The organism is Mesorhizobium sp. RSR380A (assembly GCF_054719385.1).
This window is the reverse complement of record NZ_JBTTIB010000001.1, coordinates 2420648-2446343: the sequence shown is the minus strand read 5'-3', so window position 1 is coordinate 2446343 and position 25696 is coordinate 2420648. Positions and strand designations below refer to the sequence as shown.

23 protein-coding genes are annotated in these 25696 nt (G+C 62.9%); 18 read left to right on the top strand and 5 right to left on the bottom strand.

What is annotated here, in order from left to right; all coding sequences use genetic code 11:
- The first annotated feature begins 56 nt into the window (after positions 1 to 56).
- The 9 genes from ybgC (at position 57) to ftsH (ending at position 10059) form a co-directional block, all read left to right on the top strand.
- Positions 57 to 527 carry a tol-pal system-associated acyl-CoA thioesterase gene (gene ybgC, locus ACYG9Z_RS11820; RefSeq protein ID WP_023700290.1) on the top strand — a complete coding sequence of 157 codons (471 nt, stop codon included), beginning with the start codon at positions 57 to 59 and terminating at the stop codon, positions 525 to 527.
- Between the two features lie 312 nt (positions 528 to 839).
- A complete protein-coding gene (tolQ, locus tag ACYG9Z_RS11815; protein WP_023673844.1) occupies positions 840 to 1550 on the top strand; it encodes a protein TolQ in 711 nt (236 codons plus the stop codon).
- Between the two features lie 9 nt (positions 1551 to 1559).
- Complete coding sequence (gene tolR / locus ACYG9Z_RS11810; protein ID WP_023673843.1) at positions 1560 to 2012, top strand: protein TolR; 453 nt, start codon at positions 1560 to 1562, stop codon at positions 2010 to 2012.
- A gap of 7 nt (positions 2013 to 2019) precedes the next feature.
- Positions 2020 to 3177, top strand: a complete 1158-nt coding sequence (locus ACYG9Z_RS11805; RefSeq protein WP_023700291.1) for an energy transducer TonB family protein — start codon at positions 2020 to 2022, stop codon at positions 3175 to 3177.
- Positions 3178 to 3215: 38 nt separating this feature from the next.
- Positions 3216 to 4520 carry a Tol-Pal system beta propeller repeat protein TolB gene (tolB, locus tag ACYG9Z_RS11800; protein ID WP_023673841.1) on the top strand — a complete coding sequence of 435 codons (1305 nt, stop codon included), beginning with the start codon at positions 3216 to 3218 and terminating at the stop codon, positions 4518 to 4520.
- 249 nt (positions 4521 to 4769) lie between these two features.
- Positions 4770 to 5276 carry a peptidoglycan-associated lipoprotein Pal gene (gene pal / locus ACYG9Z_RS11795; protein ID WP_027050585.1) on the top strand — a complete coding sequence of 169 codons (507 nt, stop codon included), beginning with the start codon at positions 4770 to 4772 and terminating at the stop codon, positions 5274 to 5276.
- A gap of 213 nt (positions 5277 to 5489) precedes the next feature.
- Positions 5490 to 6572, top strand: coding sequence for a tol-pal system protein YbgF (ybgF, locus tag ACYG9Z_RS11790; RefSeq protein ID WP_023726183.1), 1083 nt, complete (start codon positions 5490 to 5492; stop codon positions 6570 to 6572).
- Between the two features lie 51 nt (positions 6573 to 6623).
- A complete protein-coding gene (gene tilS / locus ACYG9Z_RS11785) occupies positions 6624 to 8030 on the top strand; it encodes a tRNA lysidine(34) synthetase TilS (RefSeq protein WP_460222817.1) in 1407 nt (468 codons plus the stop codon).
- Positions 8031 to 8133: 103 nt separating this feature from the next.
- On the top strand, positions 8134 to 10059 hold the full coding sequence (gene ftsH / locus ACYG9Z_RS11780) for an ATP-dependent zinc metalloprotease FtsH (protein WP_023673598.1): 1926 nt from the start codon (positions 8134 to 8136) through the stop codon (positions 10057 to 10059).
- A gap of 66 nt (positions 10060 to 10125) precedes the next feature.
- Here ftsH and ACYG9Z_RS11775 read toward each other — a convergent pair whose 3' ends face one another.
- Complete coding sequence (locus ACYG9Z_RS11775; RefSeq protein WP_023726185.1) at positions 10126 to 10494, bottom strand: winged helix-turn-helix transcriptional regulator; 369 nt, start codon at positions 10492 to 10494, stop codon at positions 10126 to 10128.
- Between the two features lie 184 nt (positions 10495 to 10678).
- Here ACYG9Z_RS11775 and ACYG9Z_RS11770 point away from each other — a divergent pair, with 184 nt between their 5' ends.
- Positions 10679 to 11443, top strand: coding sequence for an SDR family oxidoreductase (locus tag ACYG9Z_RS11770; protein WP_023753242.1), 765 nt, complete (start codon positions 10679 to 10681; stop codon positions 11441 to 11443).
- Between the two features lie 28 nt (positions 11444 to 11471).
- A complete protein-coding gene (locus tag ACYG9Z_RS11765) occupies positions 11472 to 12347 on the top strand; it encodes an NAD(P)-dependent oxidoreductase (RefSeq protein WP_023716082.1) in 876 nt (291 codons plus the stop codon).
- A gap of 72 nt (positions 12348 to 12419) precedes the next feature.
- Here ACYG9Z_RS11765 and ACYG9Z_RS11760 read toward each other — a convergent pair whose 3' ends face one another.
- Positions 12420 to 12872, bottom strand: coding sequence for a hypothetical protein (locus ACYG9Z_RS11760; protein WP_031198559.1), 453 nt, complete (start codon positions 12870 to 12872; stop codon positions 12420 to 12422).
- Between the two features lie 240 nt (positions 12873 to 13112).
- A complete protein-coding gene (locus ACYG9Z_RS11755; protein ID WP_023716084.1) occupies positions 13113 to 14117 on the bottom strand; it encodes a hypothetical protein in 1005 nt (334 codons plus the stop codon).
- 343 nt (positions 14118 to 14460) lie between these two features.
- Between ACYG9Z_RS11755 and glmM the strand changes: the two genes are divergently transcribed.
- The 5 genes from glmM to serA all read left to right on the top strand — a co-directional run bounded on the left by glmM (position 14461) and on the right by serA (position 20917).
- Positions 14461 to 15813, top strand: a complete 1353-nt coding sequence (glmM, locus tag ACYG9Z_RS11750) for a phosphoglucosamine mutase (protein ID WP_023673591.1) — start codon at positions 14461 to 14463, stop codon at positions 15811 to 15813.
- Between the two features lie 251 nt (positions 15814 to 16064).
- Positions 16065 to 16880: an outer membrane protein gene (locus ACYG9Z_RS11745; protein ID WP_023684191.1), complete on the top strand. Its 816-nt coding sequence runs from the start codon at positions 16065 to 16067 to the stop codon at positions 16878 to 16880.
- A gap of 229 nt (positions 16881 to 17109) precedes the next feature.
- Positions 17110 to 17880 (top strand): outer membrane protein, encoded by a 771-nt coding sequence (locus tag ACYG9Z_RS11740; protein ID WP_023684192.1) that lies wholly within the window; start codon positions 17110 to 17112, stop codon positions 17878 to 17880.
- Between the two features lie 201 nt (positions 17881 to 18081).
- Positions 18082 to 19257 carry a phosphoserine transaminase gene (locus ACYG9Z_RS11735; protein WP_023684193.1) on the top strand — a complete coding sequence of 392 codons (1176 nt, stop codon included), beginning with the start codon at positions 18082 to 18084 and terminating at the stop codon, positions 19255 to 19257.
- Positions 19258 to 19315: 58 nt separating this feature from the next.
- Entirely contained in the window at positions 19316 to 20917 is a 1602-nt protein-coding gene (serA, locus tag ACYG9Z_RS11730) for a phosphoglycerate dehydrogenase (protein WP_023688974.1), read from the top strand.
- A 64-nt stretch (positions 20918 to 20981) separates the two neighbouring features.
- Here the strand turns inward: serA and ACYG9Z_RS11725 are convergent, their stop codons facing one another.
- Both ACYG9Z_RS11725 and ACYG9Z_RS11720 read right to left on the bottom strand, forming a co-directional pair.
- Positions 20982 to 21446 carry a DUF2231 domain-containing protein gene (locus ACYG9Z_RS11725; protein ID WP_023684195.1) on the bottom strand — a complete coding sequence of 155 codons (465 nt, stop codon included), beginning with the start codon at positions 21444 to 21446 and terminating at the stop codon, positions 20982 to 20984.
- A gap of 105 nt (positions 21447 to 21551) precedes the next feature.
- Positions 21552 to 22457, bottom strand: a complete 906-nt coding sequence (locus ACYG9Z_RS11720) for a DMT family transporter (protein WP_023684196.1) — start codon at positions 22455 to 22457, stop codon at positions 21552 to 21554.
- A 208-nt stretch (positions 22458 to 22665) separates the two neighbouring features.
- Here ACYG9Z_RS11720 and ACYG9Z_RS11715 point away from each other — a divergent pair, with 208 nt between their 5' ends.
- Entirely contained in the window at positions 22666 to 23964 is a 1299-nt protein-coding gene (locus ACYG9Z_RS11715; protein WP_023684197.1) for an adenylosuccinate synthase, read from the top strand.
- Between the two features lie 76 nt (positions 23965 to 24040).
- Positions 24041 to 25687 carry a hypothetical protein gene (locus ACYG9Z_RS11710; RefSeq protein WP_460222816.1) on the top strand — a complete coding sequence of 549 codons (1647 nt, stop codon included), beginning with the start codon at positions 24041 to 24043 and terminating at the stop codon, positions 25685 to 25687.
- Positions 25688 to 25696: the final 9 nt, after the last annotated feature.

Here is a 25696-nt window from a genome sequence, read left to right as displayed (position 1 = left end):
TGCGCTGGTGATTTTGGCAAGACAGGTGCCCCGCCGGGGGCAAAAAGGAAAGCGCGATGGACGATCATGGTGAATCGGCGGCGCTTGCTGCCGGGCTTTCCGGAGCCTTGACGGAATTCGGCCATCGGCTGATGGCGCGAGTCTATTATGCCGACACCGATTTTTCCGGCGTCGTCTACCATGCGCGCTATCTCGAATTCTTCGAGCGCGGGCGCTCGGACTATCTCAGGCTGGCGGGCGTCCACCACACAGAACTTCACGAAGGCAAGCACGGCGAACGGATCGTCTGGGTGGTGCGGCGCATGGAGATCGACTTCCGCTCGCCTGCCCGCATGGACGACATCCTGACCATCGACACATCAACGCAGGATATTTCCGGCGCCCGCATCGTCATGGCGCAGCAATTGAAACGCGGGACAGAGGTTCTGGTCGAAGCAAAGGTCGAGGCGGCGATCATTGGCGAGAACGGCCGGCCGAAGCGCTTTCCGAAAGAATGGATCGCGGCCTTTCTACCAGGAGCAAGCTGATATCCAGGCCTGCCGGCCGGCAACGGGCGGCCAATCGGCAGCGCATTCGATTGTGGATGGATGGTCCGCGTCGTCCCTTGGCGCGGCAATGCGCCGCGCCATATTTCCTAACCCATCCTTAACCATAACGGTTCATGAAGAGATCGGTGAAGATTGGAAGAATCCGCGCGCCTTCCTTTCACCAATATTTGCCCTGAAAAGGCCGCCAACGGTGCATTTTGGGGTTAATCCGGAAGCCAAGCGCGAACGGACCACAAGGGATGCCCATGGGCCAGCCGCCAGCGATGCCCGGAAAATCTTAAGGACTGAAGCATGGAAACTACCGCACTCGCCGATCCGGCAGCGCAATTGTCGATTTGGGCGCTGTTCACACAGGCCAGCTGGGTGGTCAAGCTGGTCATGATCGGTCTGCTCTGCGCCTCGGTCTGGACCTGGGCGATCATCGTCGACAAGCTGGTCAGTTATGCCCGCATGCGTCTGTCGCTCAATCGCTTCGAACAGGTGTTCTGGTCGGGGCAGTCGCTGGAAGAGCTCTATCGCACGCTTGCCGACCGCAAGACCACGGGCATGGGTGCGATCTTCGTCGCCGCCATGCGCGAATGGAAGAAGAGTTTCGAGAAGGGGGCCAAATCGCCGCTCGGCCTGCAGACCCGCATCGACAAGGCGATGGACCTGGCGTTGACGCGCGAGATGGAGAAGCTGGAGGGCCGTCTCGGCTTTCTCGCCACCACCGGTTCGGCTGCACCCTTCATCGGCCTGTTCGGCACCGTCATCGGCATCATGACCTCGTTCCAGGCGATTGCCGGTTCGAAGAACACCAGTCTCGCGGTTGTTGCACCCGGCATTGCCGAAGCGCTGCTGGCGACGGCCATCGGTCTTCTCGCCGCCATACCGGCGGTTATCGCCTACAACAAGCTGTCATCCGACGCGAACAAGATCGCGGTGCGGATGGAAGGGTTCTCGGATGAGTTCTCCGCCATACTCTCGCGCCAAATCGATGAAAAAGTAGCGCCTAAGGGCTGAGGTAAGAAGATGGGTATGTCGGTTGGCATGGCAGGACGCGGCGGGCGCGGACACAGGCGGCGCGGCCGCCACCATGCATTGATGTCGGAAATCAACGTCACGCCGATGGTCGACGTGATGCTGGTGCTCTTGATTATCTTCATGGTCGCCGCACCTATGTTGACGGTCGGAGTGCCGGTCGACCTGCCGGAGACGAAGGCCAAGGCTATGAACGCCGACACCCAGCCGATCACCGTTTCGATCGACGCGGCCGGCAAGATTTTCCTGCAGGAGACCGAAATCCCAAGGGAAGAGCTGGTCGCCAAACTGCAGGCGATTTCCAAGACCGGCTACGAAGAGCGCATCTTCATCCGCGGCGACAAGGCGACTAACTATGGCGCCGCGATGGAGGTCATGGCCCTCATCCAGGCCGCCGGCTACAAGAATATCGGCCTGATTTCACTGCAGCAACAGGATCAGTAGACGCACGATGAAGACCGGCCTCACCACATCGGTGATACTGCATACGGTGGCACTGGCTTTCGGCCTGTTCACCCTGTCGGCGCCGGCCGCGCTGCCGTCCACGGATGTCGAGTCGATAGCGGTCGACATCGTTCCCATGGAAGCCATTGCGCAGACGCTGCAGGGCGACAAGAAGGCGGTAATGCACGAAAAGCCGGCGCCGATGCCGACCAAGCGTCCCGACATCGTGCCAGATGCACAGAAAATCGGCGAGAACAGCGTTGATACCGACAAGCCGGTGACGGACGATCCCAAGCCGAAGCCGGTGGAGAAAACAGCGACGGCTGCTCCGGCGCCGACGCCGACCGAAAAGCCGAAGACCGAGGACACGCCGAAGCCAAAGGAAGCGCCGAAGCCGACACCTGCGACGGAGGTGGCGCCGGAGCCGCAGCCGAAGGAAGAGGTCAAGCCCGAGCCGGTGAAGCAGGTTGAACCGAAGCCGACCCCGGTGAAGGAGCCTGCACCAACACCGCAGCCGGACACGACCGCCGCCATAGAGCCGAAGCCACGCGTGAAGCCCGATGCGGTCGCCGAAGCCATATCGGATCAGCAGCCTCTGGAAGAAGCGCAGCTTCCGACTTCCGCTCCTGCTCCCGAAGCACGGCCGAAGCCGCAGCCGGCGCAGGCCGAAAGCGCGAAGGCTCCGGACCGCAAGGACACCGACAAGCCGGTCAAGGAAGCCTCGTCGAAGCCGAAGTCGGATGACAAGCAGTTCAATGAGGCTGACATCAAGGCTTTGCTCGACAAGCAGAAGCCATCCGGCGGCGGCGCCAAGCGCTCGACCCAGCAGGCATCGCTAGGCGGCGACAAGGATCAAGGCCAGAAGCTGTCGAAGTCCGAGCAAGGGGCATTGGAAGAACAGCTCGGTGGCTGCTGGACCCTCCCGGTTGGGCTTGAGGGTTCTGAGGATTTCACCGTGGTGATCCGTTTCAGCCTGGATGCCTCCGGCAAGCTGGAGGGCCGTCCGACCGTCGAGAAGTCCAGCGGCAACCCCCAATTCGACAGCAGCGCGGTTCGCGCTGTGCAGAAATGCGATGTCGCCGGCCTGCAGGTGCCCGCCGGAAAGCATGACATTTGGTCCGACGTTCGCGTCAACTTCGATCCCAGAGCGATGCTTGGCCTGTAGCCTGAGCACCCAGAAATCAGCAAGAGAAGCGAGAAGACATGAAATCCATCCTCAAGCCGCTCCTGATGGTCGCCGCGATGGCGATGGGCATGAACGCCGTCGTCACCTTGCCTGCTCGAGCAACCCTCGAGCTCAACGTCAACAAAGGCAATGTCGAACCGATGCCGATCGCCATCCCAGATTTCCAGGGAGGGCTCGGCGCGCAGATTTCCGAGATCGTCACCGCCGACCTGAAGCGCTCCGGTCTCTTCGCACCGATAGACAAGAACGCCTTCATCGAGAAGATCGCCAATCCGGATGCGCAGCCCCGTTTCGACGACTGGAAGGTGATCAATGCGCAGGCGCTGGTCACCGGCAGCGTGAGCAAGGAGGCGGACGGCCGAATCCGCGCCCAGTACCGACTATGGGATATTTTTGGCAACCAGCAGATAGCCGGGGAGCAGTTTTTCGCCAACGACGCAAATCAACGCCGTGTCGCCCACATCATCGCCGATGCGATCTATGAGAAGCTCACCGGCGAGAAGGGCTATTTCGACACACGCGTCGTCTTCATCGACGAATCCGGCGCCAAGAATGCGCGCAAGAAGCGGCTCGCCATCATGGACCAGGACGGCGCCAATGTGCGCTATCTCTCCGATGGCCGCTCGATCGTGCTGACGCCGCGTTTCTCGCCGAATCGGCAGGAAATCACTTACATGTCGTATGAAAGCGGCCAGCCGCGGGTCTATCTGCTGCAGATCGAGACCGGACAGCGCGAACTGGTCGGCAACTTTCCCGGCATGACCTTTGCGCCGCGCTTCTCGCCCGACGGCCAGAAGGTGATCATGAGCCTGCTGCGCGATGACGGCAATTCCAACATCTTCGCCATGGACCTGCGAAGCCGCTCGACCACCCGGCTGACCAACTCGACCGCCATCGACACCTCGCCCTCTTATTCGCCCGACGGCAGCAAGGTGGTATTCACTTCCGATCGTGGCGGCCGTGCGCAGATTTATGTGATGGGCGCCGACGGCTCGGGCCAGACCCGCATTTCGTTCGGCGACGGCGTCTATTCGACGCCGGTGTGGTCGCCGCGCGGCGACCTCGTCGCCTTCACCAAGCAGACCGGCGGCGAATTCCAGATCGGCGTCATGAAGACCGACGGTTCGGGCGAGCGCATCCTCTCCTCGGGCTTCCAGCAGGAGGGACCGACCTGGGCGCCCAACGGCCGCGTGCTGATGTTCTTCCGCGACTCCGCCGGCGGCCCAAAACTGGTTTCCGTCGATCTCACCGGCCGCAACGAACAGTCGATCCCGACCGCGAATTTCGCGTCGGATCCCGCCTGGTCGCCGCTGCTGGAGTAGGTTCGGCCGAATTGCCACACCTGCTAAAAAGGGGCCCGTTTGGCCCCTTTTCCATTCATTAGTCGCGTTTCGGCCGCATTTCCGCCTAGGGTCCGCGCCAACTGTGACCGTGGATTTGAAGGTCGTGGACGGACGATCGAAACCAAACATTAACCGTATTTCTTGAATGCCGGTTAACCCAAACGTGGTTACTGGGTGATCAACGAAATCACTCGAAATACGATCACTCGAATACGAAGGAGAGGCGGCATGGGCCGTATCGCAGCACTTACCAGAAACCCGGCGATGATCGCCCTGATCGCAATGCTCGCCATCACCGGTTGCGCCTCGAAGAAAACCCCGAACAGCGCTGAAGAGCTCGGCCTCAACGGCGCGGGTGCGGCAACGCCCGGCTCGGCGAAGGACTTCACAGTCAACATTGGCGACCGCATCTTCTTCGACACGGACTCGACCGCGATCCGCGCCGATGCGCAGACGACGCTGTCGCGGCAGGCACAGTGGCTCAACCAGTACAAGCAGTACGCCATCGTCGTCGAAGGCCATGCTGACGAACGCGGCACACGTGAATACAATCTGGCTCTCGGCGCCCGCCGCGCCGCCGCCACTCGCGACTTCCTGGTCGCCAGGGGCGTCTCGGCGAGCCGATTGAAGACGATTTCCTACGGCAAGGAACGTCCGGTCGCGGTCTGCGACGACATCTCCTGCTGGTCGCAGAATCGCCGCGCGGTCACCACGCTCTCCGGCGCCGGCTCCTGATAGGCAAGACGGCGGCGCCTTAGTCGCATAATTGCAACACTTCCATGCGAAAGGCGGCCTTGTGGCCGCCTTTTTCAGTTTCGGTCCCGGAAACAAACCCGGAAACAAAATTTGGCCGAAGTCTCGCCTCCTGCTAAGAGCCGAGGGCGTCGTGCCGGTCCCACTGTGATCGGAAGGCGCGAACAGGCTCACGATATTCACGGCGAGAGGCACATGCATTTCAGATCGGTCTTGAGCGGCACGCTTGCGCTGCTGCTCGTATCAGGCTTCGCGGCTTCTGCGAGCGGCACCGGACAACCCGCGGATAGCGGCTTTTCCTTCCATCTGCCGACGCTCGGCATTTTTGGCAAGAAGGAGAAGCCGGAGCAGCAACAGATCGCGCAGCAGCAGGACGGCACCGCCGCCGCGGGGCTGGAAGATCAGCTCCGGCAGATGAACGGCAAGCTCGAGGAACTCAACTTCCAGATCCTGCAGATGCAGGAGCAGATGCGCAAGCAGCAGGAAGACAACGAGTTCCGCTTCCAGCAGTTGGAAGGCGGCTCCAGCGGGCAGCCGCCGGCCCAGAAGAAATCGGAGGCCGCGCCGCAGGACGGTGGCGCGGGCACCGGCGTCGCCGAGGCCCCGGCAGACCAGGCGCCGGCCGGTGCCGGCGCGCAGTCGGATGGCGGCCAGAGCGTCGGCGAGGTCATCGTCGAATCGCAGACCGGCGATCCCGGCAAGGTGATCAACGGCACGCCGCCCAAGACCTTCGGCACCATTACCGTCGACAAGAACGGCAATGTAATCGACGCCGGCGGCAACACGCAGGCAGCGGCGCCGGCGGAAGGTGCGGCTCCCGCCGCCGAGGCGCCGGCTGCCGGGGCTAAGACCGGCAAGTCGGACGGCACGGTGGTGGCGGCGCTGCCTGCCACCAACAACCCGGAAGAGATCTACCGCAACTCCTACCAGTTCATCCTGTCGGGCGACTACAGCACCGCCGAGCAGGGTTTTCGCGACCACATCGCCCGCTTCCCGAAGGACGCCAAGGCGGCGGACGCGCATTACTGGCTTGGCGAATCGCTGCTTGGCCAGCAGAAGTATCATGACGCTGCCGAGGTTTTCCTCTCCGCCAGCAAGGACTATCCGAAGGCCAAGAAGGCGCCTGACATGCTCCTGAAGCTTGGCGTGTCGCTGGTCGGCCTCAAGCAGAAGGATGTCGCCTGCGCCACCTTCGGCGAGATCGGCAAGCGCTATCCCGATATTTCGGCCGCGCTCAAGGAACGCGTCAAGCAGGAGAGGGCGCTGGCGGCGTGCTAGTCTTTGCCGTGTTGTCCCAGAACCGGGACCACTTTTGCGCGACATGCACTGATGCTCGATACCGAGCCTGACCTTTCGAATTTTTCGCAGATCGACTTTACCAACGGCGCGCTTGCGGCCGTGTCCGGCGGCAGCGACTCGACCGCCCTCCTTCTTCTCCTCAAGGCTCACCTCGACCGCAGCGCCCCGACCGCCCTGCTGCTGGCGGTGACGATCGACCACGGCCTGCGTCCGGAAGCAGCAGTCGAAGCGCGCAGCGTGGCAAAGCTTTGTGCCGAGCGCGGCATCGCGCACCGGACGCTCAACTGGTCCGGCGCCAAGCCGTCGGCCGGCCTGCCCGCGGCGGCGCGCGAGGCGCGCTACCGGTTGCTGGCCGAGGCAGCGCAGGCGCAAGGCATTGGTGTGATCGTGACCGGCCACACCGCCGACGACCAGGCCGAGACCGTCCTGATGCGAGCCGCGCGGATTGACGGGCGAGAGCTTGCAGGCCGAGGTCTCGCCGGCATGGCGCCTGCCACCCTCTATGACTGGCGGACCTGGATCGCGCGGCCGCTGCTCGGCGCTCGGCGCGCGGCGTTGCGCGCCTTCCTGCAGCGCGAACATGTCGGCTGGGCGGAGGATCCGACCAACATCGACACGAATTTCGAACGCCCGCGCATCCGGGCCGTGCTCGGCGAAGACCGGAGCGGGCAGCGTTTTGCCGAAGCGATCGGCCTGGCCAGGCGGGCCGCCGGCGAGCGCGAACAACTCGGTCGCCGCGCCGCCGCCCTGATCGGTGAATTTGCCAGCCGGCCGGCGAGGGGTCTCATCCGTCTCGATCCCGGTCTTGCCGAAGCTGACGACACGCGAGCCGCGGTCTATGCGCTGCGTGTCCTGCTGGCGGCGACGGGCGGCACCGCCTTGTTGCCGGACCAGGCGCGCAGCGAAGCGCTGTTCGAGCAAATGCGGGCCGGTCGGCTTTGCGCCACATTGTCGCGGGCGGTCGTCGATATCAGGCGAAACGGCATCTTCCTGCGCCGTGAATCGCGCGACCTGCCGCGTTCCGCGCCGGTAGCTGGCGCTCTGCTTTGGGACGGTCGCCGGCGGATCACGCCACACATCGAAGCCGGGGCGATCACATTGGACGACAGTCCGGGTGCATGGTTGATCGCGCCGCTTGGCGCCGCTGCCGCCGCCAAAACGCCGATTGCCGGGGATGGCGCGCCGCCAAGCCTTGTGCGCGCCGCCCTGGCTGCGGAACCGGCGCTGTGGCGCGGCGGCGAATGCCGTGGTTTTGCAGGGGATGTAGCGGCGGCGCCGGCAATCGCCGTCAGCCCGGTCGTTGCGCCCTTTGCCCGTTTCCTGCCGTGCTTCGATCTGGTGTTGGCGCAGGCCGTGGCCGAGTTGATCGGCGCACCGCCTGTCCCGGCTTGCCCTTTGGCCGCCACAGTGCCGGTTGATCATGGCGCGAAAGCTTAACCCAGACGTGCTGTTATGCTTGGCAAGGGGGGGCGCTCTCCCTATGTTAGGCGCAAGTTTCCTCTCATGACGCGTGTCCCAGCGGGCACCAACGGGACAATTGATGAATCCGAATTATCGCAATCTCGCGCTCTGGGCGATCATAGCGGTCCTGCTCATTGCTCTCTTCAATCTGTTCCAGACGCCGCAGACTCGCGGGGCCTCGACCGACGTTCCCTATTCGCAGTTCCTGCAAGAGGTCGCGGCCGGCCGGGTCAAGACGGTGGTCATCGCCGGCGCCCGCATCACGGGCACCTACGCCGACAACGCCAATGGCTTCCAGACCTATTCGCCTGGGGATCCGCAGCTGGTCTCGCGGCTGCAGGACAAGAACGTCACCATCAATGCGCGGCCTGAGTCGGACGGTTCCAACTCGCTGTTCAGCTATCTGATCTCCTACCTGCCGATGATCCTGATCCTTGGCGTGTGGATATTCTTCATGCGCCAGATGCAGTCCGGCTCCGGCCGCGCCATGGGTTTCGGCAAGTCGAAGGCCAAGCTTCTCACTGAGGCGCATGGCCGCGTCACCTTCCAGGATGTCGCCGGCGTCGACGAGGCCAAGGAAGATCTGGAAGAGATCGTCGAGTTCCTGCGCGATCCGCAGAAGTTCCAGCGCCTCGGCGGCAAGATCCCGCGCGGCGTGCTTCTGGTCGGCCCTCCTGGCACCGGCAAGACGCTGCTTGCGCGCTCGGTCGCCGGCGAGGCCAATGTGCCGTTCTTTACCATTTCGGGTTCCGACTTCGTCGAGATGTTCGTCGGCGTCGGCGCAAGCCGTGTCCGCGACATGTTCGACCAGGCCAAGAAGAATGCTCCCTGCATCATCTTCATCGACGAAATCGACGCTGTGGGCCGCCATCGCGGCGCCGGCCTCGGCGGTGGCAATGACGAGCGCGAGCAGACGCTGAACCAGCTGCTGGTCGAGATGGACGGCTTCGAGTCCAACGAGAGCATCATCCTTATCGCCGCCACCAACCGGCCCGACGTGCTCGATCCGGCGCTGCTGCGTCCGGGTCGCTTCGACCGCCAGGTGGTGGTGCCGAACCCCGACATCGTCGGCCGCGAGAAGATCCTCAAGGTGCATGTGCGCAACGTGCCGCTGGCACCGAATGTCGACCTCAAGGTAATCGCACGCGGCACGCCGGGCTTCTCGGGCGCCGACCTGATGAACCTTGTCAATGAATCCGCTCTGATGGCGGCGCGCCGCAACAAGCGCCTTGTCACCATGGCCGAGTTCGAGGACGCCAAGGACAAGATCATGATGGGCGCCGAGCGCCGCTCGTCGGCCATGACCCAGGCCGAAAAGGAACTCACGGCCTATCACGAGGCCGGCCACGCCATCCTGGCGCTCAACGTGCCGTCGGCCGATCCGCTGCACAAGGCGACCATCATCCCGCGCGGTCGCGCGCTCGGCATGGTCATGCAACTGCCGGAAGGCGACCGCTATTCGATGAGCTACAAATACATGATCTCGCGGCTTGCCATCATGATGGGCGGCCGCGTCGCAGAGGAGTTCAAGTTCGGCAAGGAGAACATCACCTCCGGCGCGTCCTCGGACATCGAGCAGGCGACAAAGCTGGCGCGCGCCATGGTCACGCGCTGGGGCTTCTCCGACAAGCTCGGCCACGTCGCCTATGGCGACAACCAGGAAGAGGTTTTCCTCGGCCATTCGGTGGCGCGCACGCAGAACGTCTCGGAAGAGACTGCGCAGATCATCGACGCCGAAGTACGCCGCCTGATCGACGAGGCCTATGTCACGGCCAAGTCCATTCTGACCAAGAAGAAGAAGGAATGGATCGCTCTGGCGCAGGGCCTGCTCGAATACGAGACGCTTTCGGGCGAAGAGATCAAGCAGCTGATCGCCGGGCAGAAGCCCGCGCGAGATTTGGGGGATGACACCCCCACAAGCCGCGGCTCGGCTGTGCCGAAGTCCGGCCGCCGCAAGAAGGGTCCCGAGCCCGAAGGCGGCATGGAGCCTCAGCCGTCGAGCTGAGCTGACATCATGTGATGCAAGAAAACGCCGCGGCTCAATCCGCGGCGTTTTGCTATTCAGGGTCTCTCAAATAGCATGCGGGACGGATGCATTTGCTTTGCCGGGGCGCACACCGTCAGTCCGGCCAGCATGTTGCTTGCCCCATCTGGCCAGCGGGATCAGGGCATTGTCCAGCTCGATGCCGAATTCGGTAATCGAGTATTCGACCCTCGGCGGCACCTCGGGAAAGATTTCGCGATGGACGATGCCGTCGGCCTCCATTTCGCGCAGCTGTTGGATCAGCATCTTTTCGCTGATGTCAGGCACCAGCCGCTTCAGCTCACCGAATCGTGCCGGCGCCTTGTGAATCTGCCAGAGCAGTAGCGCCTTCCATTTGCCGCTGATGACCTCCAGCGCCGGCCCCAATCCGCAACTATCTGGCTGTTTCTTTCCCATGTTTCATCCAATTCTGAGCAATCGGTGGGTAGCTTACATTTTTGTCGGTACTTGAGAAAAACCAAGCCGGTCCATAGCTTCAAACCAGCTCGCCGGCATCGGCGAACACCACAACATCATATCGGTACCTCGCTTCGACCTGCAAAGGCCGTCGGCGGCCGGATTTTGTCAAAAGGGATGGATCATGACACGATACGCAAACAAGAAGGCCGTTGTCATCGGCGGGACGCACGGCATGGGGCTCGCCGTTGCCGAAGCCCTGATCGAAAGCGGCGCCGAGGTCCTGGTCACCGGCCGCGACCAGCGCAACATCAAGGCCGCGCGAGCCAAGCTGCTTTCGCGAGCTCATGTCGTGCGGTCCGATATCTCAGACATGGCCGATATCGTCACGCTCGGTGCCGAAGTGGGGCAGAAGCTTGGCCAGATCGACTTCCTTCACGTCAATGCCGGGGTGGCCAATCTCGAACCCGTGGAGCGGGTCACCGAGGACAGTTACGATCGCACCTTCGACATCAACACCAAAGGCGCTTTCTTCACCGCGCAGCGCCTGCTGCCCCTCATCAGGGATGGTGGCGCCATAGTCTTCACCTCGTCGATCGCCGACGAATCCGGCACCGGCGGCATGAGCGTCTATTCCGGATCGAAGGCGGCACTGCGCGCCTTCGCCAAGGTCCTGGCCGCCGAGCTTCTGCCGCGCCGCATCCGCGTGAATGTGGTCAGCCCTGGTTTCATCGATACGCCGACGATGGGTGTGGCCGACGCCTCGACCGAGGAGCGGGCCGCCTTCATGGCGATCGGCGACGCGGTCACGCCGATGAAGCGCCACGGCACGATGGAGGAGGTGGCGCGCGCAGTGCTGTTCCTGGCGTTCGACGCGACCTTCACCACGGGCGCGCGGCTGACCGTGGACGGTGGCCTTGGCCAGGACCTGAGCCCGACACCGGCGTAACCGCGCAACCAAACCAAGGAGAAGCAGAATGAGCGACATAACAGTAATCGGTCTCGGCGCCATGGGCACGGCGCTTGCCGAAGCCTTTCTGAACCAGGGACATGCGGTGACGGTGTGGAACCGTTCTCCGGCAAAGGCTGAGGCTTTGGCAGCCAAGGGCGCCATTGTGGCCAAGAGTGTCGAGGAAGCCGTCAGATGGAGTCCACTGATCGTGCCGTGCCTGCTTGTCTATGACACCGTTCGTGAGGTGCTCGGCCCAAGCCGAGACGCGCTGTCGGGCCGCACATTGGTCAATCTCACCAACGGCACGCCCGAGCAGGCGCGGGCGATGTCGGGCTGGGCGGTGAGCCAGGGCGCCAGCTATATCGACGGCGGCATCATGGCGGTGCCGCCGATGATCGGCGGGCCGCACGCCTTGATTCTCTACAGCGGTTCGCGCCAGGCGTTCGATGCCTGTTCGGGGCAGCTCGGAGCGCTCGGCACCAGCAAATTCCTCGGCGAGGATGCTTGCCTCGCGCCGCTCTATGATATCTCGCTTCTGAGCGGCATGTACGGCATGTTCGCGGGCGTTCTGCAGGCGTTGGCATTGACGGGCGCAGCAGGGATCCCGGCCGGCGAGTTCATGCCGCTGCTGGCCTCCTGGCTTCAGTCGATGCAAGGCCTGCTGCCGAAATGGGCGGAACAGATCGACAGTGGCGATCACACCAGCAATGTCGTTTCCAACCTGGGCATGCAGGCTGATGCCTACGTCAATCTCATCGATGCCAGCAGGTCGGCTGATGTCAGCACCGAACTCGTCTTGCCGATGCAAAGCCTGATGAAGCGCGGGGTGGCTGCCGGCCAGGCCAATGCCGATCTTACAAGCCTGGTCGCACTGCTCCAGCTCTCGAAACAAGGCGCTTGACGGGCAAGACCCAAGAGAAGGCCCGCCAACCTTGCGGTTGGGGGCCTTCGATCTGCAAACGCTGCTGGTCGATCAGCTCTTCAGCTTGGCGTTGCAGAGGCTGTAATAGCCGCCGCCCTTCTGGATCCAGCGAAGGCCGTTCAACGTACCCGCGTCCTTGTTGCCGTGGTAGCCCTGCAGGCAGGTCTTCATCCGCGCCTTCGAGGGCTTCTCGGTCTTGAATTCGGCGGCGAGGGTGGTCGGGAATGTCACGCCCATCGGCGCTACAGCGGGGGCGACCGCCGCGCTGGTTTCCTTCTGCGGCTGCGGCTCGGTTTTGACCGCATCCGCATTGGCACGCTCCGCAGCTGACGTCGCACACTTCTCTGTGCGGAAAGCGGTCCAATCCATGCCGTTCAGAGTGCCGCCTTCCTTGGCTGTGCGATAGGCCTCGCCGCATTCCTTCATCGTCAGTGCGCTTGCAGGGGCGACGCTCCACGCAATCCATGCCGTCACAGCCAATGCCGCCAATTTCAATCTGGACATAAGACCCTCCTGGTTGACAAAAGTTCGATGTCCTTTTGTATACCATTTGTTCTGCATATGTTCAATTGGAATCTTTGCGAACCACCGATATGTCTGGGGTGGGCAGTGCGGGCGAATAGATGATGCCGACAGCTTCCGCGATATGTAGACGCGATCAACGCCGGGTGTGTTCGAGCGCAATAAAAAGGCCCGCGCATGCTGCGATGCGCGAGCCCTTGTCGGGAGAACATGGCTACGCGATCAGCTCTTCAGCTTGGCATTGCAGAGGCTGTAGAAGCCGCCGCCCTTCTGGATCCAGCGCAGGCCATTGAGCGTGTTGGCGTCCTTGTTGGCATAATACACCTCGAGGCAGGTATGCATGCGGCCCTTGGCCGGCGTCTCGCCGGCGTATTTCTTCGAGATCGCGGCCGGGAACTTGACACCTTTGGGAGCGCTGACCGAGGGCTTCTCGGGCTCGCTGGTATAGGTCGCCTCGCTCGGAGCCGGCACGGTGTCGTCGTCATCTGCGCCGGCGCCGCATTCGGCCTTGCGGAAGTCGTTCCACTTCTTGCCGCCCAGCGTGTTGGCAGACTTGGCAGCCTGGTACTTGGCGCTGCAATCGGCCATGCTCAGGCCCTTGCCGCTGCTGTCGGCAGCTGCCTTGGTGGTTGCCTTGGCGGGTGCTGCCGCGGCCGAGGCCCCGGCGGCGCATTCGGTCTTGCGGAAGTCGTTCCACTTCACGCCGTTCAGTGTGCCGGCGGCCTTTGCCGCCTGGTACTTGGTGCTGCATTCCTTGGCCGTCAGGCCCTTGGCGCCATCGTCGGTTGTGGCTGCGGCCTTGGTCGTGGCCTTGGCGGGTTCTGCCGCGGCGGATGCGCCGGCGGCGCATTCGGTCTTGCGGAAGTCGTTCCACTTTGCGCCATTGAGCGTACCGGCGGCCTTGGCAGTCTGGTATTTAGCGCTGCATTCCTTGGCCGTCAGACCCTTGGCGCCGTCATCAGCAGCGGCGGCGGCCTTGGTCGTGTCCGTCTTGGCCGCAGCGGCCTTCTTGGCCGCCGGCTTTGCGGTCTCGGTGGTGGCCGCCGCGTCGGTGCCGCACTCGGCCTTCCGATACTGATTCCAGGTCTGCCCGTTCAGCGTGCCGGCGTCCTTGGCGGCATTATACTTGGTACTACACTGGGCCATGGTCAGCGCGCTGGCGGGCGCCGCCATGAACAAGGTTGCGACGGCAAGACCCGTCAAAGTTGCAAGTCGGTGGATGAGCATGGCGTTCTCCCGTTGCTGCGCCCATAGGTTGTATCTGTGTCAATCAATAGCTCTCAACGCTAGGCTGCGCCAGATGCTAAACGGCGTTCTCCCGATAAGGTGATGGACCCTTGCGATCTGCCCCTCCAACAGTCCGGCTTACCGGCCCAATCTGCGCAGTGTGGCCCAGTGTGAATGCTATATTGCGGCAACACCGTGTCATGATACGCTGCCAACGCTCCGAACAGCCTGCTACAATGATTTTCTAAGAATTGGTAATATACAATCACACAATGTGATAGTCGGGCTCGGACCAATTGTGGCATTACGAGCCGGCTGAAAACCGACGGGGATTCTGGCAAGCATGGCAGGACGTTATTTTGGCACCGACGGCATTCGCGGGCGCGCCAACAAGTTTCCGATGACGGCTGAGATCGCGATGCGGGTCGGCATGGCCGCCGGCCTCTCGTTCCAGCGCGGCAGCCATCGCCACCGCGTCGTGCTCGGCAAGGACACCAGGCTGTCCGGCTACATGATCGAAAACGCCATGGTGTCCGGCCTGTGCGCGGCCGGCATGGATGTGTTCCTGCTCGGCCCGATCCCGACACCGGCGGTCGCCATGCTGGTACGCTCGCTGCGTGCCGATATCGGCGTCATGATCTCGGCCTCGCACAATCCCTATTACGACAACGGCATCAAGCTGTTCGGTCCCGACGGGTACAAGCTCTCCGACGAGATCGAGGAGCGCATCGAGAGCATGCTCGACAAGGATATCGAACTGGCGCTCGCCGATTCCGACGGACTTGGCCGCGCCAAGCGCGTCGACGGCGTGCATGACCGCTACATCGAATTCGCCAAGCGCACGCTGCCGCGCTCAATGTCGCTGTCGGGTCTCAGGATCGTCGTCGATTGCGCCAACGGCGCGGCCTACAAGGTGGCGCCAGCAGCACTTTGGGAACTGGGCGCCGAGGTCATTGCCATCAATGTCGATCCGAACGGTTTTAACATCAACAAGGAATGCGGCTCGACCCATCCGGCCGGCCTGCAGAAGAAGGTGCATGAAGTGCGCGCCGATATCGGCATCGCACTCGACGGCGATGCCGACCGTGTCGTCATCGTCGACGAGAACGGCACCATCGTCGACGGTGACCAGATCATGGCGCTGATCGCCGAGTCCTGGCACCAGAGCGGGCGACTGGCCGGCGGCGGCGTCGTCTCGACGGTGATGTCCAATCTCGGCCTCGAACGCTTCCTTGGCGACATGAAGCTGCAGCTGCATCGCACCAAGGTCGGCGACCGCTATGTCGTGGAACATATGCGCGCGCACGGGTTGAATGTCGGCGGCGAGCAGTCGGGCCACATTGTGCTGTCCGATTTCTCGACCACTGGCGACGGGCTGGTCTCGGCTCTGCAGGTGCTGGCCTGCATCAAGCGGCAGAACCGGCCGGTCAGCGAATTGTCGAAGAAATTCGAGCCGGTGCCGCAGCTGTTGAAGAATGTCCGCATCGCCGGCGGCAAGCCGCTTGAGGAAGCCACGGTCAAGGCGGTGATCGAAGACGCGCGCAACCGTCTCGGCAAGGCCGGCCGCCTGGTCATACGGCCCTCCGGCACCGAGCCGCTGATCCGCGTCATGGCCGAGGGCGACGACCCACAGCTGGTCGAGGCCGTGGTCAACGACATCGTCGACATTATTTCGGAAACGCGCAGCGCCGCCTGATTGCGCTGCGTCCAACGGCAGGGGCGAACTGCCGGCTCAAGACTTCAAGCCCGCCTGCAGGCGGGCTTTTTGTTTCGGCCAGGGTTGGTCCCAGCGTTATGCCGGCGGAGACTGTTTGCTAAAATGTCGAGAATTCGTGGTTAATCGACAGGGTTAAACGCCTTTTAACTTTTCCAATTCATTATCCACAACTGAGGTCAATCACATTCGGGCAAGTTGGACTTTCCCGACGGTTCTCAGGGGTGACAAACATGTTCAATACAGCAAAAAAGGCCCTCCTTGCCGCGCTGTTCGCAGGTGTGGCCGGGCCAGTATTCGCCGCCGATCTGGCGGAGCCGCCGGTGGTCGAAGAGGCGCCGGCGCCGATCGCCTACGAGCAGCCGGCCGATTTCGGCGGCTGGTACATCCGCGGCGACATCGACTATCATAAATCGGATTTGCGCGGCATCGACTATATCACCTACGGGCCGCCTCCCGGCAGCAATGTTTTCGATTCCGGCGAGCTTAAGGGCGGCTTCTCACTCGGCGCCGGCATTGGCTACAAGATCAACGATCATTTCCGTACCGACCTGACAGCCGACTATTGGTTCGCTTCGGACTTCAACGGATCAACCAACGATGGCGTTACGACCTCGGTCGAAGTGTCGAAAATGAGCGCATTGCTGCTCTTGGCCAACGCCTATTACGATATCGGCACCTGGCACGGCATCACGCCTTATGTTGGCGCTGGCATCGGCGGCGCGCACGTCAAATGGGATACCGTCCACGACCCGAACACAACCGAGACCAACCCCGGGTCGAAGAATTGGCGCTTTGCCTACGCGCTCATGGCCGGCGCGTCCTATTGCCTTACCGACAGGGTGATCCTGGATGCCGGCTATCGCTACTCTCACATTGAGGGGGGCCGCATGTTCGACTTCGACGTGAGCAGTTCCGGGCCCGGCTTCGACCATGGCATCAACACACATGAGGTACGAGGCGGTCTGCGCTATCAGTTCGGCGGCAATAATGGTTGCACATCGCCGGAGCCCTACGTTCCAGAGCCGGAGCCGATCTACACCAAGTAGTCGCTTCGAAATCCAGGAATTCGCGAACCGCCCGGTCTTGCCGGGCGGTTTTCGTTTGCCGATGCTTGCGCGTTTTCAACCGGCCGCGTGTGCCGAAGAAACCCAATCGAAATCAATTCGGTACGCCGCGTTATCCTTAACCCTGACTTAACCACTATGGTTAACAATGCTTGGTGAAACGGCGCTTGCGATCAAAATGACGGGCGCCAATTTCAGGAGCCGGGGACCCATGAATTTCAAATCGCTGACAGCGCCGGCGCTCGCCGCACTCGTCCTTGTGCCGCTGACGCCGGCGCAGGCCGCGGACTACGATCCGCCGATCTATGTCGATCAGGCGCCGGACTATCAACCGGTCGAGGTCGGCTCGGGCTGGTATCTGCGCGGCGACGTCTCTTATCTGGCGCAGAAGAGCTACGAGGATCAGGATTTCACCTTCGCCCCCGCGAGCTTCAGCGAGAAGCAGGATCCGGCCTTTGCCAGCATCGGCTTCGGCTACCACTTCAACGACTATCTGCGCGGCGACGTCAATCTTGGCTATCTGCCCGGCAACAAGATCGGCGTCGGCTTTGACGATTCGGCGACGCCGCCGCCGGGTGGTGCGACCATCGCGTCGGCATCGCTGCAGAATTATTCCCTGTCGGGCATGGTCAATGGCTATGTCGATCTCGGCACTTATGTCGGGATCACGCCCTACCTCGGCGCCGGCATTGGGCTGGTCCGGAGCAAATACAAGCTGTCGGCGAGTTACTTCACCGACAATGTCGACCCTACGGATGATTTCGTCCGGAACGACAACAAGACCCAGTATTCCCTCGCCTACACGCTGGATGCGGGCCTGGCCTATCAGGTGACCAAGAATGTTTCTGTAGATCTCGGCTACCAGTACTTCTCCGCGCCGGATGCCGAATATGTCACGGCCGAGAGCCTGACCTCCTATCCGATCCGCAAGGGCATCAGCAATCATCAGGTCAAGCTCGGCCTGCGCTACGACCTCTGGTAGGAAGCTTGCTGTTCGGAAGCCCAACGGCGGATCTCTTCGATCCGCTGTTTGCGTTTTAGCCCACGACATGCTGATCCCGTATCGCCGGTATGCCGCCAGCGACAAAAACTTTCCTCTTGACGCCTGAGGGCTGAACGCATATCGCCGTCCGTGGGCCACCCCTCCCCAACGAGGGGCCACTATCTGGAAGGATAGACCACGATGACGACGCATACGAAGCCCGGACTCCGTCCGGCAAACCCCAATTTCTCCTCAGGTCCCTGCGCAAAACGCCCCGGCTGGTCGGTCGAGGCACTGAAGAATGCTGCGCTCGGCCGTTCCCACCGCGCCAAGATCGGCAAGACCAAGCTCGAACAGGCGATCGAGCTGACGCGCGAGATTCTCCAGGTTCCGGCCGATTACCGTATCGGCATCGTGCCGGCGTCGGACACGGGTGCTGTCGAGATGGCGCTGTGGTCGCTGCTCGGTGAACGCGGTGTCGACATGGTGGCATGGGAAAGCTTTGGCTCCGGCTGGGTCACCGACGTGGTCAAGCAGCTGAAGCTCGCCGATATCAGAAAGGTCGAGGCAGGCTATGGCGAACTGCCGGATCTCACCAAGATCGATTTCGACCGCGATGTGGTCTTCACCTGGAACGGCACGACCTCAGGCGTGCGCGTGCCGAATGGCGATTTCATCCCGGCGGATCGCAAGGGCCTGACCATCTGCGATGCCACCTCAGCGGCATTCGCGCAAAAGCTCGATTTCCAGAAGCTCGATGTCGTCACCTTCTCCTGGCAGAAAGTGCTGGGCGGCGAGGGCGCACACGGCATGCTGATCCTGTCGCCTCGCGCCGTCGAGCGACTGGAAACCTACAAGCCGGCGTGGCCGCTGCCGAAAATCTTCCGCCTGACCTCGGGCGGCAAGCTGATCGAAGGCATCTTCAAGGGCGAGACCATCAACACGCCGTCGATGCTGTGCGTCGAGGACTATCTCGATGCGCTTCATTGGGCGAAGTCGATCGGCGGTCTCGATGCGTTGATTGCCAGAGCCGATGCCAATGCCGCCGTGCTCGATGGCTTTGTCGACAAGTCGTCCTGGCTCGGCCATCTCGCGGTCGATGCGGCGACACGGTCCAACACGTCCGTGTGTCTGTCCTTCACCGACGCCGATGTCGCGGCGCTCGACGCCGACGGGCAGGCGGCTTTCGCCAAGGCGATCGTCTCTGTGCTCGACAAGGAGGGCGTCGCGTACGACATCGGCTCCTATCGTGACGCACCTTCCGGTCTGCGCATCTGGTGCGGCGCCACCGTCGAGACCTCCGATCTCGAAGCGCTGCTGCCTTGGCTCGACTGGGCCTTCGCCACACAGAAGGCTTCGCTGAAGGCCGCAGCCTGAGATTTCGTGGTGGCCTGCGGGCCGCCCTTTCCCAACAATCCAATTCAAGGAGGCCGCCATGGCGCCCCGCGTTCTCGTCTCTGACAAACTCTCCACCACCGCCGTCCAGATATTCAAGGACCGCGGCATCGAGGTCGACTATTTGCCCGATCTCGGCAAGGACAAGGAAAAGCTGCTCGAAGTCATCGACCAGTATGATGGTCTTGCCATCCGCTCGGCGACCAAGGTCACGGAAAAACTGATCAACGCCGCGACAAGACTCAAGGTCGTCGGCCGCGCCGGCATCGGTGTCGACAATGTCGACATCCCGGCGGCGAGCCGCAAGGGCATCATCGTGATGAACACGCCTTTCGGCAATTCGATCACCACGGCCGAGCATGCGGTGGCCATGATCTTTGCACTCGCACGCCAGATCCCGGAGGCCAATGCCTCGACCCATGCCGGCAAATGGGAAAAGAACCGCTTCATGGGCGTCGAGATCACCGGCAAGACGCTGGGTGTCATCGGGTGCGGCAATATCGGCTCGATCGTCGCCACGCGCGGCGTCGGCCTGAAGATGCATGTCGTTGCCTTCGACCCGTTCCTGTCGGACAAGCGCGCCGAGGAACTCGGCGTCGACAAGGTCGAGCTGGACGAGCTTTTCGCCCGCGCCGATTTCATCACGCTGCACACGCCGCTGACCGACAAGACGCGCAACATCATCGACGCGGCGGCGATCGCCAAGATGAAGAACGGCGTGCGCATCATCAATTGCGCGCGTGGCGGGCTCATCGTCGAAGCCGACCTGGTCGCGGCGCTGAAGAGCGGCAAGGTGGCGGGCGCTGGCGTCGATGTGTTCGAGGTCGAACCGGCGGAGAACAACGCGCTGTTCGGCATGGAGAATGTGGTGGCAACGCCGCATCTCGGCGCCTCGACAGCGGAAGCGCAGGAAAATGTCGCGCTCCAGGTGGCCGAGCAGATGGCCGACTATCTGATCAAGGGCGCGGTTTCGAATGCCATCAACATGCCCTCGATCACGGCCGAGGAAGCACCGCGGCTGAAGCCGTTCGTCAAGCTCGCCGAAGTGCTCGGCGCCTTTGTCGGCCAAGTCACCGAGGACCCGATCAACGAGGTCGAGATCCTGTTCGACGGCTCGACCGCGACGATGAACACGCGTGCCCTGATCAGTGCCGCGCTTGCCGGACTGATCCGGCCGCAGGTCGCCGACGTCAATATGGTGTCGGCGCCGATCATGGTGAAGGAGCGCGGCATCATCGTCGCCGAGGTCAAGCGCGACAAGTCGGGCGTGTTCGACGGCTACATCAAGCTGACGGTGAAGACCGAGCACATGACGCGCTCGATCGCCGGCACCTGCTTCTCCGACGGCAAGCCGCGCTTCATCCAGATCAAGGGCATCAATCTCGACGCCGAGGTCGGCCAGCACATGCTCTACACAACCAATGCCGATGCGCCCGGCATTATCGGCCTGCTCGGCACGGTGTGCGGCGAGAACGGCGTCAACATCGCCAACTTCCAGCTCGGCCGCAACCGGCCGGGCGGCGACGCGATCGCGCTGCTCTATCTCGACGCGCCGTTCCCGGAGAAAGTGCTGGAACAGGTCAAGGCGCACAAGTCCATCGACTCGGCCAAGCGGCTGCAGTTCGACGTCAACGCAATGTAGTTGACGGCGTGGCGGATGCGGCGGTCCTCCCCCCATCATTGGGGCGGCCATCGCAGAGGCCGGTTCAGGTCAATTCGTCTGAGCCGTCGGAGACGCCCACGCGATGCCGATAGACCAGTTCCCAGCCCTTCCACCCTGTAAACAGCAGGACCAGAACCACGATCAGCGATAAGATAAAGCCGGTCGGGATCACAGCCGCCGCTCCACCGACATAACGCGAGTACCAGTTATAAAGCTCGATCAGCACGACGAGCACGTTGCCGCCGGCATGGAGCCATGCCGTCGTGAGATTGCGGATCTGAACATCGCCGAGAACGTCCGTCAGGCCGGTAAGAGCGGCCAAGGCGCCCATGATCAGGCCGGCGCCGAGAAGCCAAAGCGATCCGGTGACCCACCCGGGATCGGCTGTTTGCCAGAAAATCAGATCGCAAACGAAGGTGCCGACAAAGAAGGCGATCGGAAACGGAATCAGCATTGGATGAATGGGGTGACCGGCAATGCTTGCCGTGCTGCGAGGGTTATGGCTCATCTTGTTGCCTCCCACGCAAGCAAACTCCGCCAGAGGTAAAATGTTCCAGGTCGGCGCGCGGCAGCAGTTATCGCGACGGCGGCGCAGCGCGGCAGCAGCCAAATGTTATCCGCGGCGGTTCGGTGCCGCCATCTTGCGCCCGCTGTATTCGGCGAGCGAAATGCCGCCCAGCACCAGGACGAGCGCCAGCGCCTGGTAGAGCTGGAATGTCTCGCCGACGATCAGCACTGACAGCAGCGTGCCGAAGATCGGCACCAGATTGATGAACAGCCCGGCACGGTTGGCGCCGATCAGTTCGTTGCCCCTGATGTAAGTGATCTGCGAAATGACCGAAGCGCCGATCGCGGTATAGACGATGACCACCCAGCCGCTGATATCGGGGACGATAACCTTGCCGGCGGCGACCTCCCACAGGAAGAACGGCAGCGAGGTGATGAGGGCAGCGATCGCCAGGGACAACATCAGGCTCTGCCAGCGCATCACCGGCTTCAGCCGCAGCCCGACCGAATAACCGCTGTAGAGGACGACCGCGACCAGCATGATGGCGTCGCCGAAATTGAGTTCCAATGTGAGCAGTCGGCGCGGATCGCCGTGGCAGGCAGTCAATATGACACCGAAGATGGTCAGCACCACGCCCGCAATCTGCGCCCAGCTCACGCGCAGGCGGAAGAAGAAGAAATTGGCAATGATGATCAAGACCGGCATCGCCGCCTGTTCGATCGAGACATTGATCGCGGTCGTGTAGTTGAGCGCGGTGTAAAAAATGGTGTTGAACAGAGTGAAGCCGCTGGCGCCAAGTGCAGCCAGCACGAACCAGTGTTTGCGCACCACCTGCCAGTCCTCCCTGATCGTGCGCCAGCCGATCGGCAGCAGGATCGCGACGGCCAGCACCCAGCGCAGGAAGACCAGCGTCATCGGCGAGACGTGATCGACCGCCAGCTTGCCGGCGACGGAATTGCCGCCCCACAGCAGGGTGGTCAGCAGCAGGAACAGGTAGGCGCGTCGATGCATGCGGGATTCCGGCCGCTTGGGGAGTTGTGTTTGCCGGCCTATTGCCCCCGCCGACGCAAGTAAATGATGTCAAAGCCGAAAATTGTTGTGCCTCAGGGCATTTTCGGCGGCAAAGAAAGGTCGCGCTTGCGAGGTCTTGACGCTATAGAGGCCTGTCGTTTCGAACCATATCCAGGCCGCCAGGGCGGCATCTCAAGGGAAAAGAAACATGGCCAATGTGGTGGTCGTCGGCTCGCAATGGGGCGACGAAGGCAAGGGCAAGATCGTCGACTGGTTGTCGGAGCGCGCCGACGTGGTCGTGCGCTTCCAGGGCGGCCACAATGCCGGCCATACGCTGGTCGTCGACGGCAAGGTCTACAAACTGTCGCTGCTGCCGTCGGGCGTGGTGCGGCAAGGCAAGCTGTCGATCATCGGCAATGGCGTCGTCTTCGACCCGCACGCCTTTGTCGCGGAAGTGGCAAAACTCAAGGCGCAAGGCGTCGAGGTCACGCCGGACCGCCTGAAAATAGCCGAAAACACGGCGCTTATCCTGTCGCTGCACCGGGAGCTGGACGGATTCCGCGAGGACGCCGCCTCCAATTCCGGGACGAAAATTGGCACGACGCGTCGTGGCATCGGCCCAGCCTATGAAGACAAGGTGGGCCGGCGCGCGGTTCGGGTGATGGATCTGGCGGATTTGGAAACGCTGCCTCTCAAGGTCGACAGGCTGCTGACGCATCACAATGCGCTGCGTCGCGGGCTTGGCCATGGCGAAGTCACGCATGAGGCGATCATGACCGAGCTGACCTCGGTCGCCGATGAGATCCTGCCCTATATGGACCGCGTCTGGAAAATCCTCGACGACAAGCGCCGCGCCGGCGAACGCATCCTGTTCGAGGGCGCGCAAGGCACGCTGCTCGACATCGACCACGGCACCTATCCGTTCGTCACCTCGTCCAACACCGTTGCCGGCCAGGCAGCCGCCGGCTCGGGGGTGGGCCCCGGCGCCATCGGCTATGTCCTGGGCATCACCAAGGCCTATACGACGCGTGTCGGCGAAGGCCCGTTCCCGACCGAGCAGAAGAACGAGATCGGCGAATTTCTCGGTACGCGTGGCCACGAATTCGGCGTCGTCACCGGGCGCAAACGCCGTTGCGGCTGGTTCGACGCCGTGCTGGTGCGCCAGGCCGTCGCCGTCAACGGTATCAAGGGCATCGCGTTGACCAAACTCGACGTGCTCGACGGGCTGGATGAGATCAAGGTCTGCACCGGCTACCGTCTCGACGGCGAAACGATCGACTATCTGCCGGCCAGCCAGGGCGCGCAGGCGCGTGTCGAGCCGGTCTACGAGACGCTCGAAGGCTGGAAAGGCACCACAGCCGGCGCGCGCAGCTGGAATGACCTTCCGGCGCAGGCCGTCAAATATGTCCGTTACATCGAGGAGCTGATCGGCGCACCCGTCGCGCTCCTTTCCACCAGCCCGGAACGGGACGACACGATACTTGTGACCGATCCGTTTCAAGACTAGTTTTCTGAAGCCTTTCCGGGCATCGCGGCCGATTTGCGGGGGCCGGCGCGGAAACAAAATACAGGTCGACTGAAGCATGGCAGATTTCGTTGCTATTCTGAAAAAGGCGCTCGACAAGCACGGCGACGAAACGCCCGAAAAGCGTACGCGGATCTATGACAGCGTTCGTACCATGCTGGCGAAGAAGCTTGCGGAGTATTCGCCGCCGCTGGCCGCCGAAGCCATAAGCACGCAGAAGCGATCCCTGGAAGATGCCATCTCGAGCGTCGAGCGCGACTATGCCAGGGCACTGCCCGCATCCGACCCACTGGCGGAGCTGGAGCACATCTTCTCCTCCATCGACCGCAACAAGAACCAGTCCAGTCATGTAAAGCCTTCCGCCACGCCTGCGCCGGCCTGGCAGCCGGCGAAACCCGTGCAGCCGGCGCCGACCGCCAGGACAGAGCCGAGCTGGCAGAGGCCGGCGCCGACACCGCCGCCTGCGGCGCGTGCAGAAACCATCAACAAGCAAGCCGTGGAGCTGGACGCCGACGACGACAGCGCCGATGTGTTCGCCAATGACGAGCAGCCGGTCGCGGACACGTTCCAGCGCCTGCGCCCGGCCGAGCGCAGGCGCAGCTATGGCGGGTTGATCGCGGCTGTCGTCGCGCTTCTGGTGGTCGCCGGCGGCGGCTATAGCATCTGGCTGAACAAGGATGCCTTTGGCTCGATGCTGGGCCTCGGCGGCGACACCAAGACGGTCTCGACCGAACCGCTGGTAAAGCCGGCGCCGGCCAGGCCCGCGGCCGATGCACCCGCACCGGCTGCTGCCGGCGAGGGAACGAAGTTCACCCAGCGCCTGTCGCCCGAAGGCGGTGAGACTGATCCCGGTCCCGCGGCCGGTCAAAGCGGCATCGGCGAGGGCGAGTCCGTCGCCGCGCTGACCACACCGCCACCCCCGGCTCCAGCGCCTGCGGCGGCGCCAGCGCCTGCGACCCCGCCGGCCGGCGACGCCGCTTCCACGGGCGCGCCCGCCACGCCGGCGCCCGCCACGCCACCGGCAACGCCGCCCGCCGATGGCGCCGCTCCGCCGGCCAATGGGGCAGCACCGGCTGATGCCGCCGCCACGCCGCCCGCGACCGGCACGCCGCCCGCTGCGCCGGCGGCCGCCGCTTCCGAGCCCACCGTTGCGGTCGGCCAGAAGGCGATCTTCTACGAGGAACGCACCTCGACCGCGCAAGGATCGGCCGAACCCGGCAGCATCGTCTGGTCGCTGGTGCAGGAATCGCCCGGCGGCGACCTGCCTCCCGAGCCGGCGATCCGCGCCGAGGCGACCATTCCCGGCAAGGACATCCAGCTGCGCATGACCATCCGCCGCAATACCGACCAGACGCTGCCGGCCAGCCACATCATCGAGATGATCTTCCTGACGCCCGAGGGCTTTGACGGCGGTGGCGTCGACAACATCCTGCGCGTCGCCATGAAGAGTTCGGAACAGGATGCCGGCAGCCCGCTGATCGGGATTCCGGCCAAGATCGCCGACGGCTTCTTCCTGGTGGCGCTCAACGACACCAAGGCCGACGAGGACGCCAACATGACCTTGCTTCGAGGCCAGGACTGGATCGACGTGCCGGTGGTCTACAAGACCGGACGCCGGGCGCTGCTGACCATGGAAAAGGGCATTCCGGGCGAGAAGGTGTTCGACGAGGCGCTGAAGGCCTGGCAGGCCAAGACGGCAGGTTGACGGGCGGCA

What these genes read in the sequence shown, in the direction of transcription:
- ACYG9Z_RS11715 (WP_023684197.1), top strand. Translation starts at nt 22,666, where the DNA reads ATGGCCAATGTGGTGGTCGTCGGCTCGCAATGGGGCGACGAAGGCAAG.
- tolQ (WP_023673844.1), top strand. Translation starts at nt 840, where the DNA reads ATGGAAACTACCGCACTCGCCGATCCGGCAGCGCAATTGTCGATTTGG.
- ftsH (WP_023673598.1), top strand. Translation starts at nt 8,134, where the DNA reads ATGAATCCGAATTATCGCAATCTCGCGCTCTGGGCGATCATAGCGGTC.
- ACYG9Z_RS11735 (WP_023684193.1), top strand. Translation starts at nt 18,082, where the DNA reads ATGACGACGCATACGAAGCCCGGACTCCGTCCGGCAAACCCCAATTTC.
- ybgF (WP_023726183.1), top strand. Translation starts at nt 5,490, where the DNA reads ATGCATTTCAGATCGGTCTTGAGCGGCACGCTTGCGCTGCTGCTCGTA.
- ACYG9Z_RS11765 (WP_023716082.1), top strand. Translation starts at nt 11,472, where the DNA reads ATGAGCGACATAACAGTAATCGGTCTCGGCGCCATGGGCACGGCGCTT.
- pal (WP_027050585.1), top strand. Translation starts at nt 4,770, where the DNA reads ATGGGCCGTATCGCAGCACTTACCAGAAACCCGGCGATGATCGCCCTG.
- ACYG9Z_RS11775 (WP_023726185.1), bottom strand. Translation starts at nt 10,494, where the DNA reads ATGGGAAAGAAACAGCCAGATAGTTGCGGATTGGGGCCGGCGCTGGAG.
- glmM (WP_023673591.1), top strand. Translation starts at nt 14,461, where the DNA reads ATGGCAGGACGTTATTTTGGCACCGACGGCATTCGCGGGCGCGCCAAC.
- tolB (WP_023673841.1), top strand. Translation starts at nt 3,216, where the DNA reads ATGAAATCCATCCTCAAGCCGCTCCTGATGGTCGCCGCGATGGCGATG.
- ACYG9Z_RS11710 (WP_460222816.1), top strand. Translation starts at nt 24,041, where the DNA reads ATGGCAGATTTCGTTGCTATTCTGAAAAAGGCGCTCGACAAGCACGGC.
- ACYG9Z_RS11760 (WP_031198559.1), bottom strand. Translation starts at nt 12,872, where the DNA reads ATGTCCAGATTGAAATTGGCGGCATTGGCTGTGACGGCATGGATTGCG.
- serA (WP_023688974.1), top strand. Translation starts at nt 19,316, where the DNA reads ATGGCGCCCCGCGTTCTCGTCTCTGACAAACTCTCCACCACCGCCGTC.
- ACYG9Z_RS11745 (WP_023684191.1), top strand. Translation starts at nt 16,065, where the DNA reads ATGTTCAATACAGCAAAAAAGGCCCTCCTTGCCGCGCTGTTCGCAGGT.
- ACYG9Z_RS11725 (WP_023684195.1), bottom strand. Translation starts at nt 21,446, where the DNA reads ATGAGCCATAACCCTCGCAGCACGGCAAGCATTGCCGGTCACCCCATT.
- ACYG9Z_RS11755 (WP_023716084.1), bottom strand. Translation starts at nt 14,117, where the DNA reads ATGCTCATCCACCGACTTGCAACTTTGACGGGTCTTGCCGTCGCAACC.
- tolR (WP_023673843.1), top strand. Translation starts at nt 1,560, where the DNA reads ATGGGTATGTCGGTTGGCATGGCAGGACGCGGCGGGCGCGGACACAGG.
- tilS (WP_460222817.1), top strand. Translation starts at nt 6,624, where the DNA reads ATGCTCGATACCGAGCCTGACCTTTCGAATTTTTCGCAGATCGACTTT.
- ACYG9Z_RS11805 (WP_023700291.1), top strand. Translation starts at nt 2,020, where the DNA reads ATGAAGACCGGCCTCACCACATCGGTGATACTGCATACGGTGGCACTG.
- ACYG9Z_RS11770 (WP_023753242.1), top strand. Translation starts at nt 10,679, where the DNA reads ATGACACGATACGCAAACAAGAAGGCCGTTGTCATCGGCGGGACGCAC.
- ACYG9Z_RS11720 (WP_023684196.1), bottom strand. Translation starts at nt 22,457, where the DNA reads ATGCATCGACGCGCCTACCTGTTCCTGCTGCTGACCACCCTGCTGTGG.
- ybgC (WP_023700290.1), top strand. Translation starts at nt 57, where the DNA reads ATGGACGATCATGGTGAATCGGCGGCGCTTGCTGCCGGGCTTTCCGGA.
- ACYG9Z_RS11740 (WP_023684192.1), top strand. Translation starts at nt 17,110, where the DNA reads ATGAATTTCAAATCGCTGACAGCGCCGGCGCTCGCCGCACTCGTCCTT.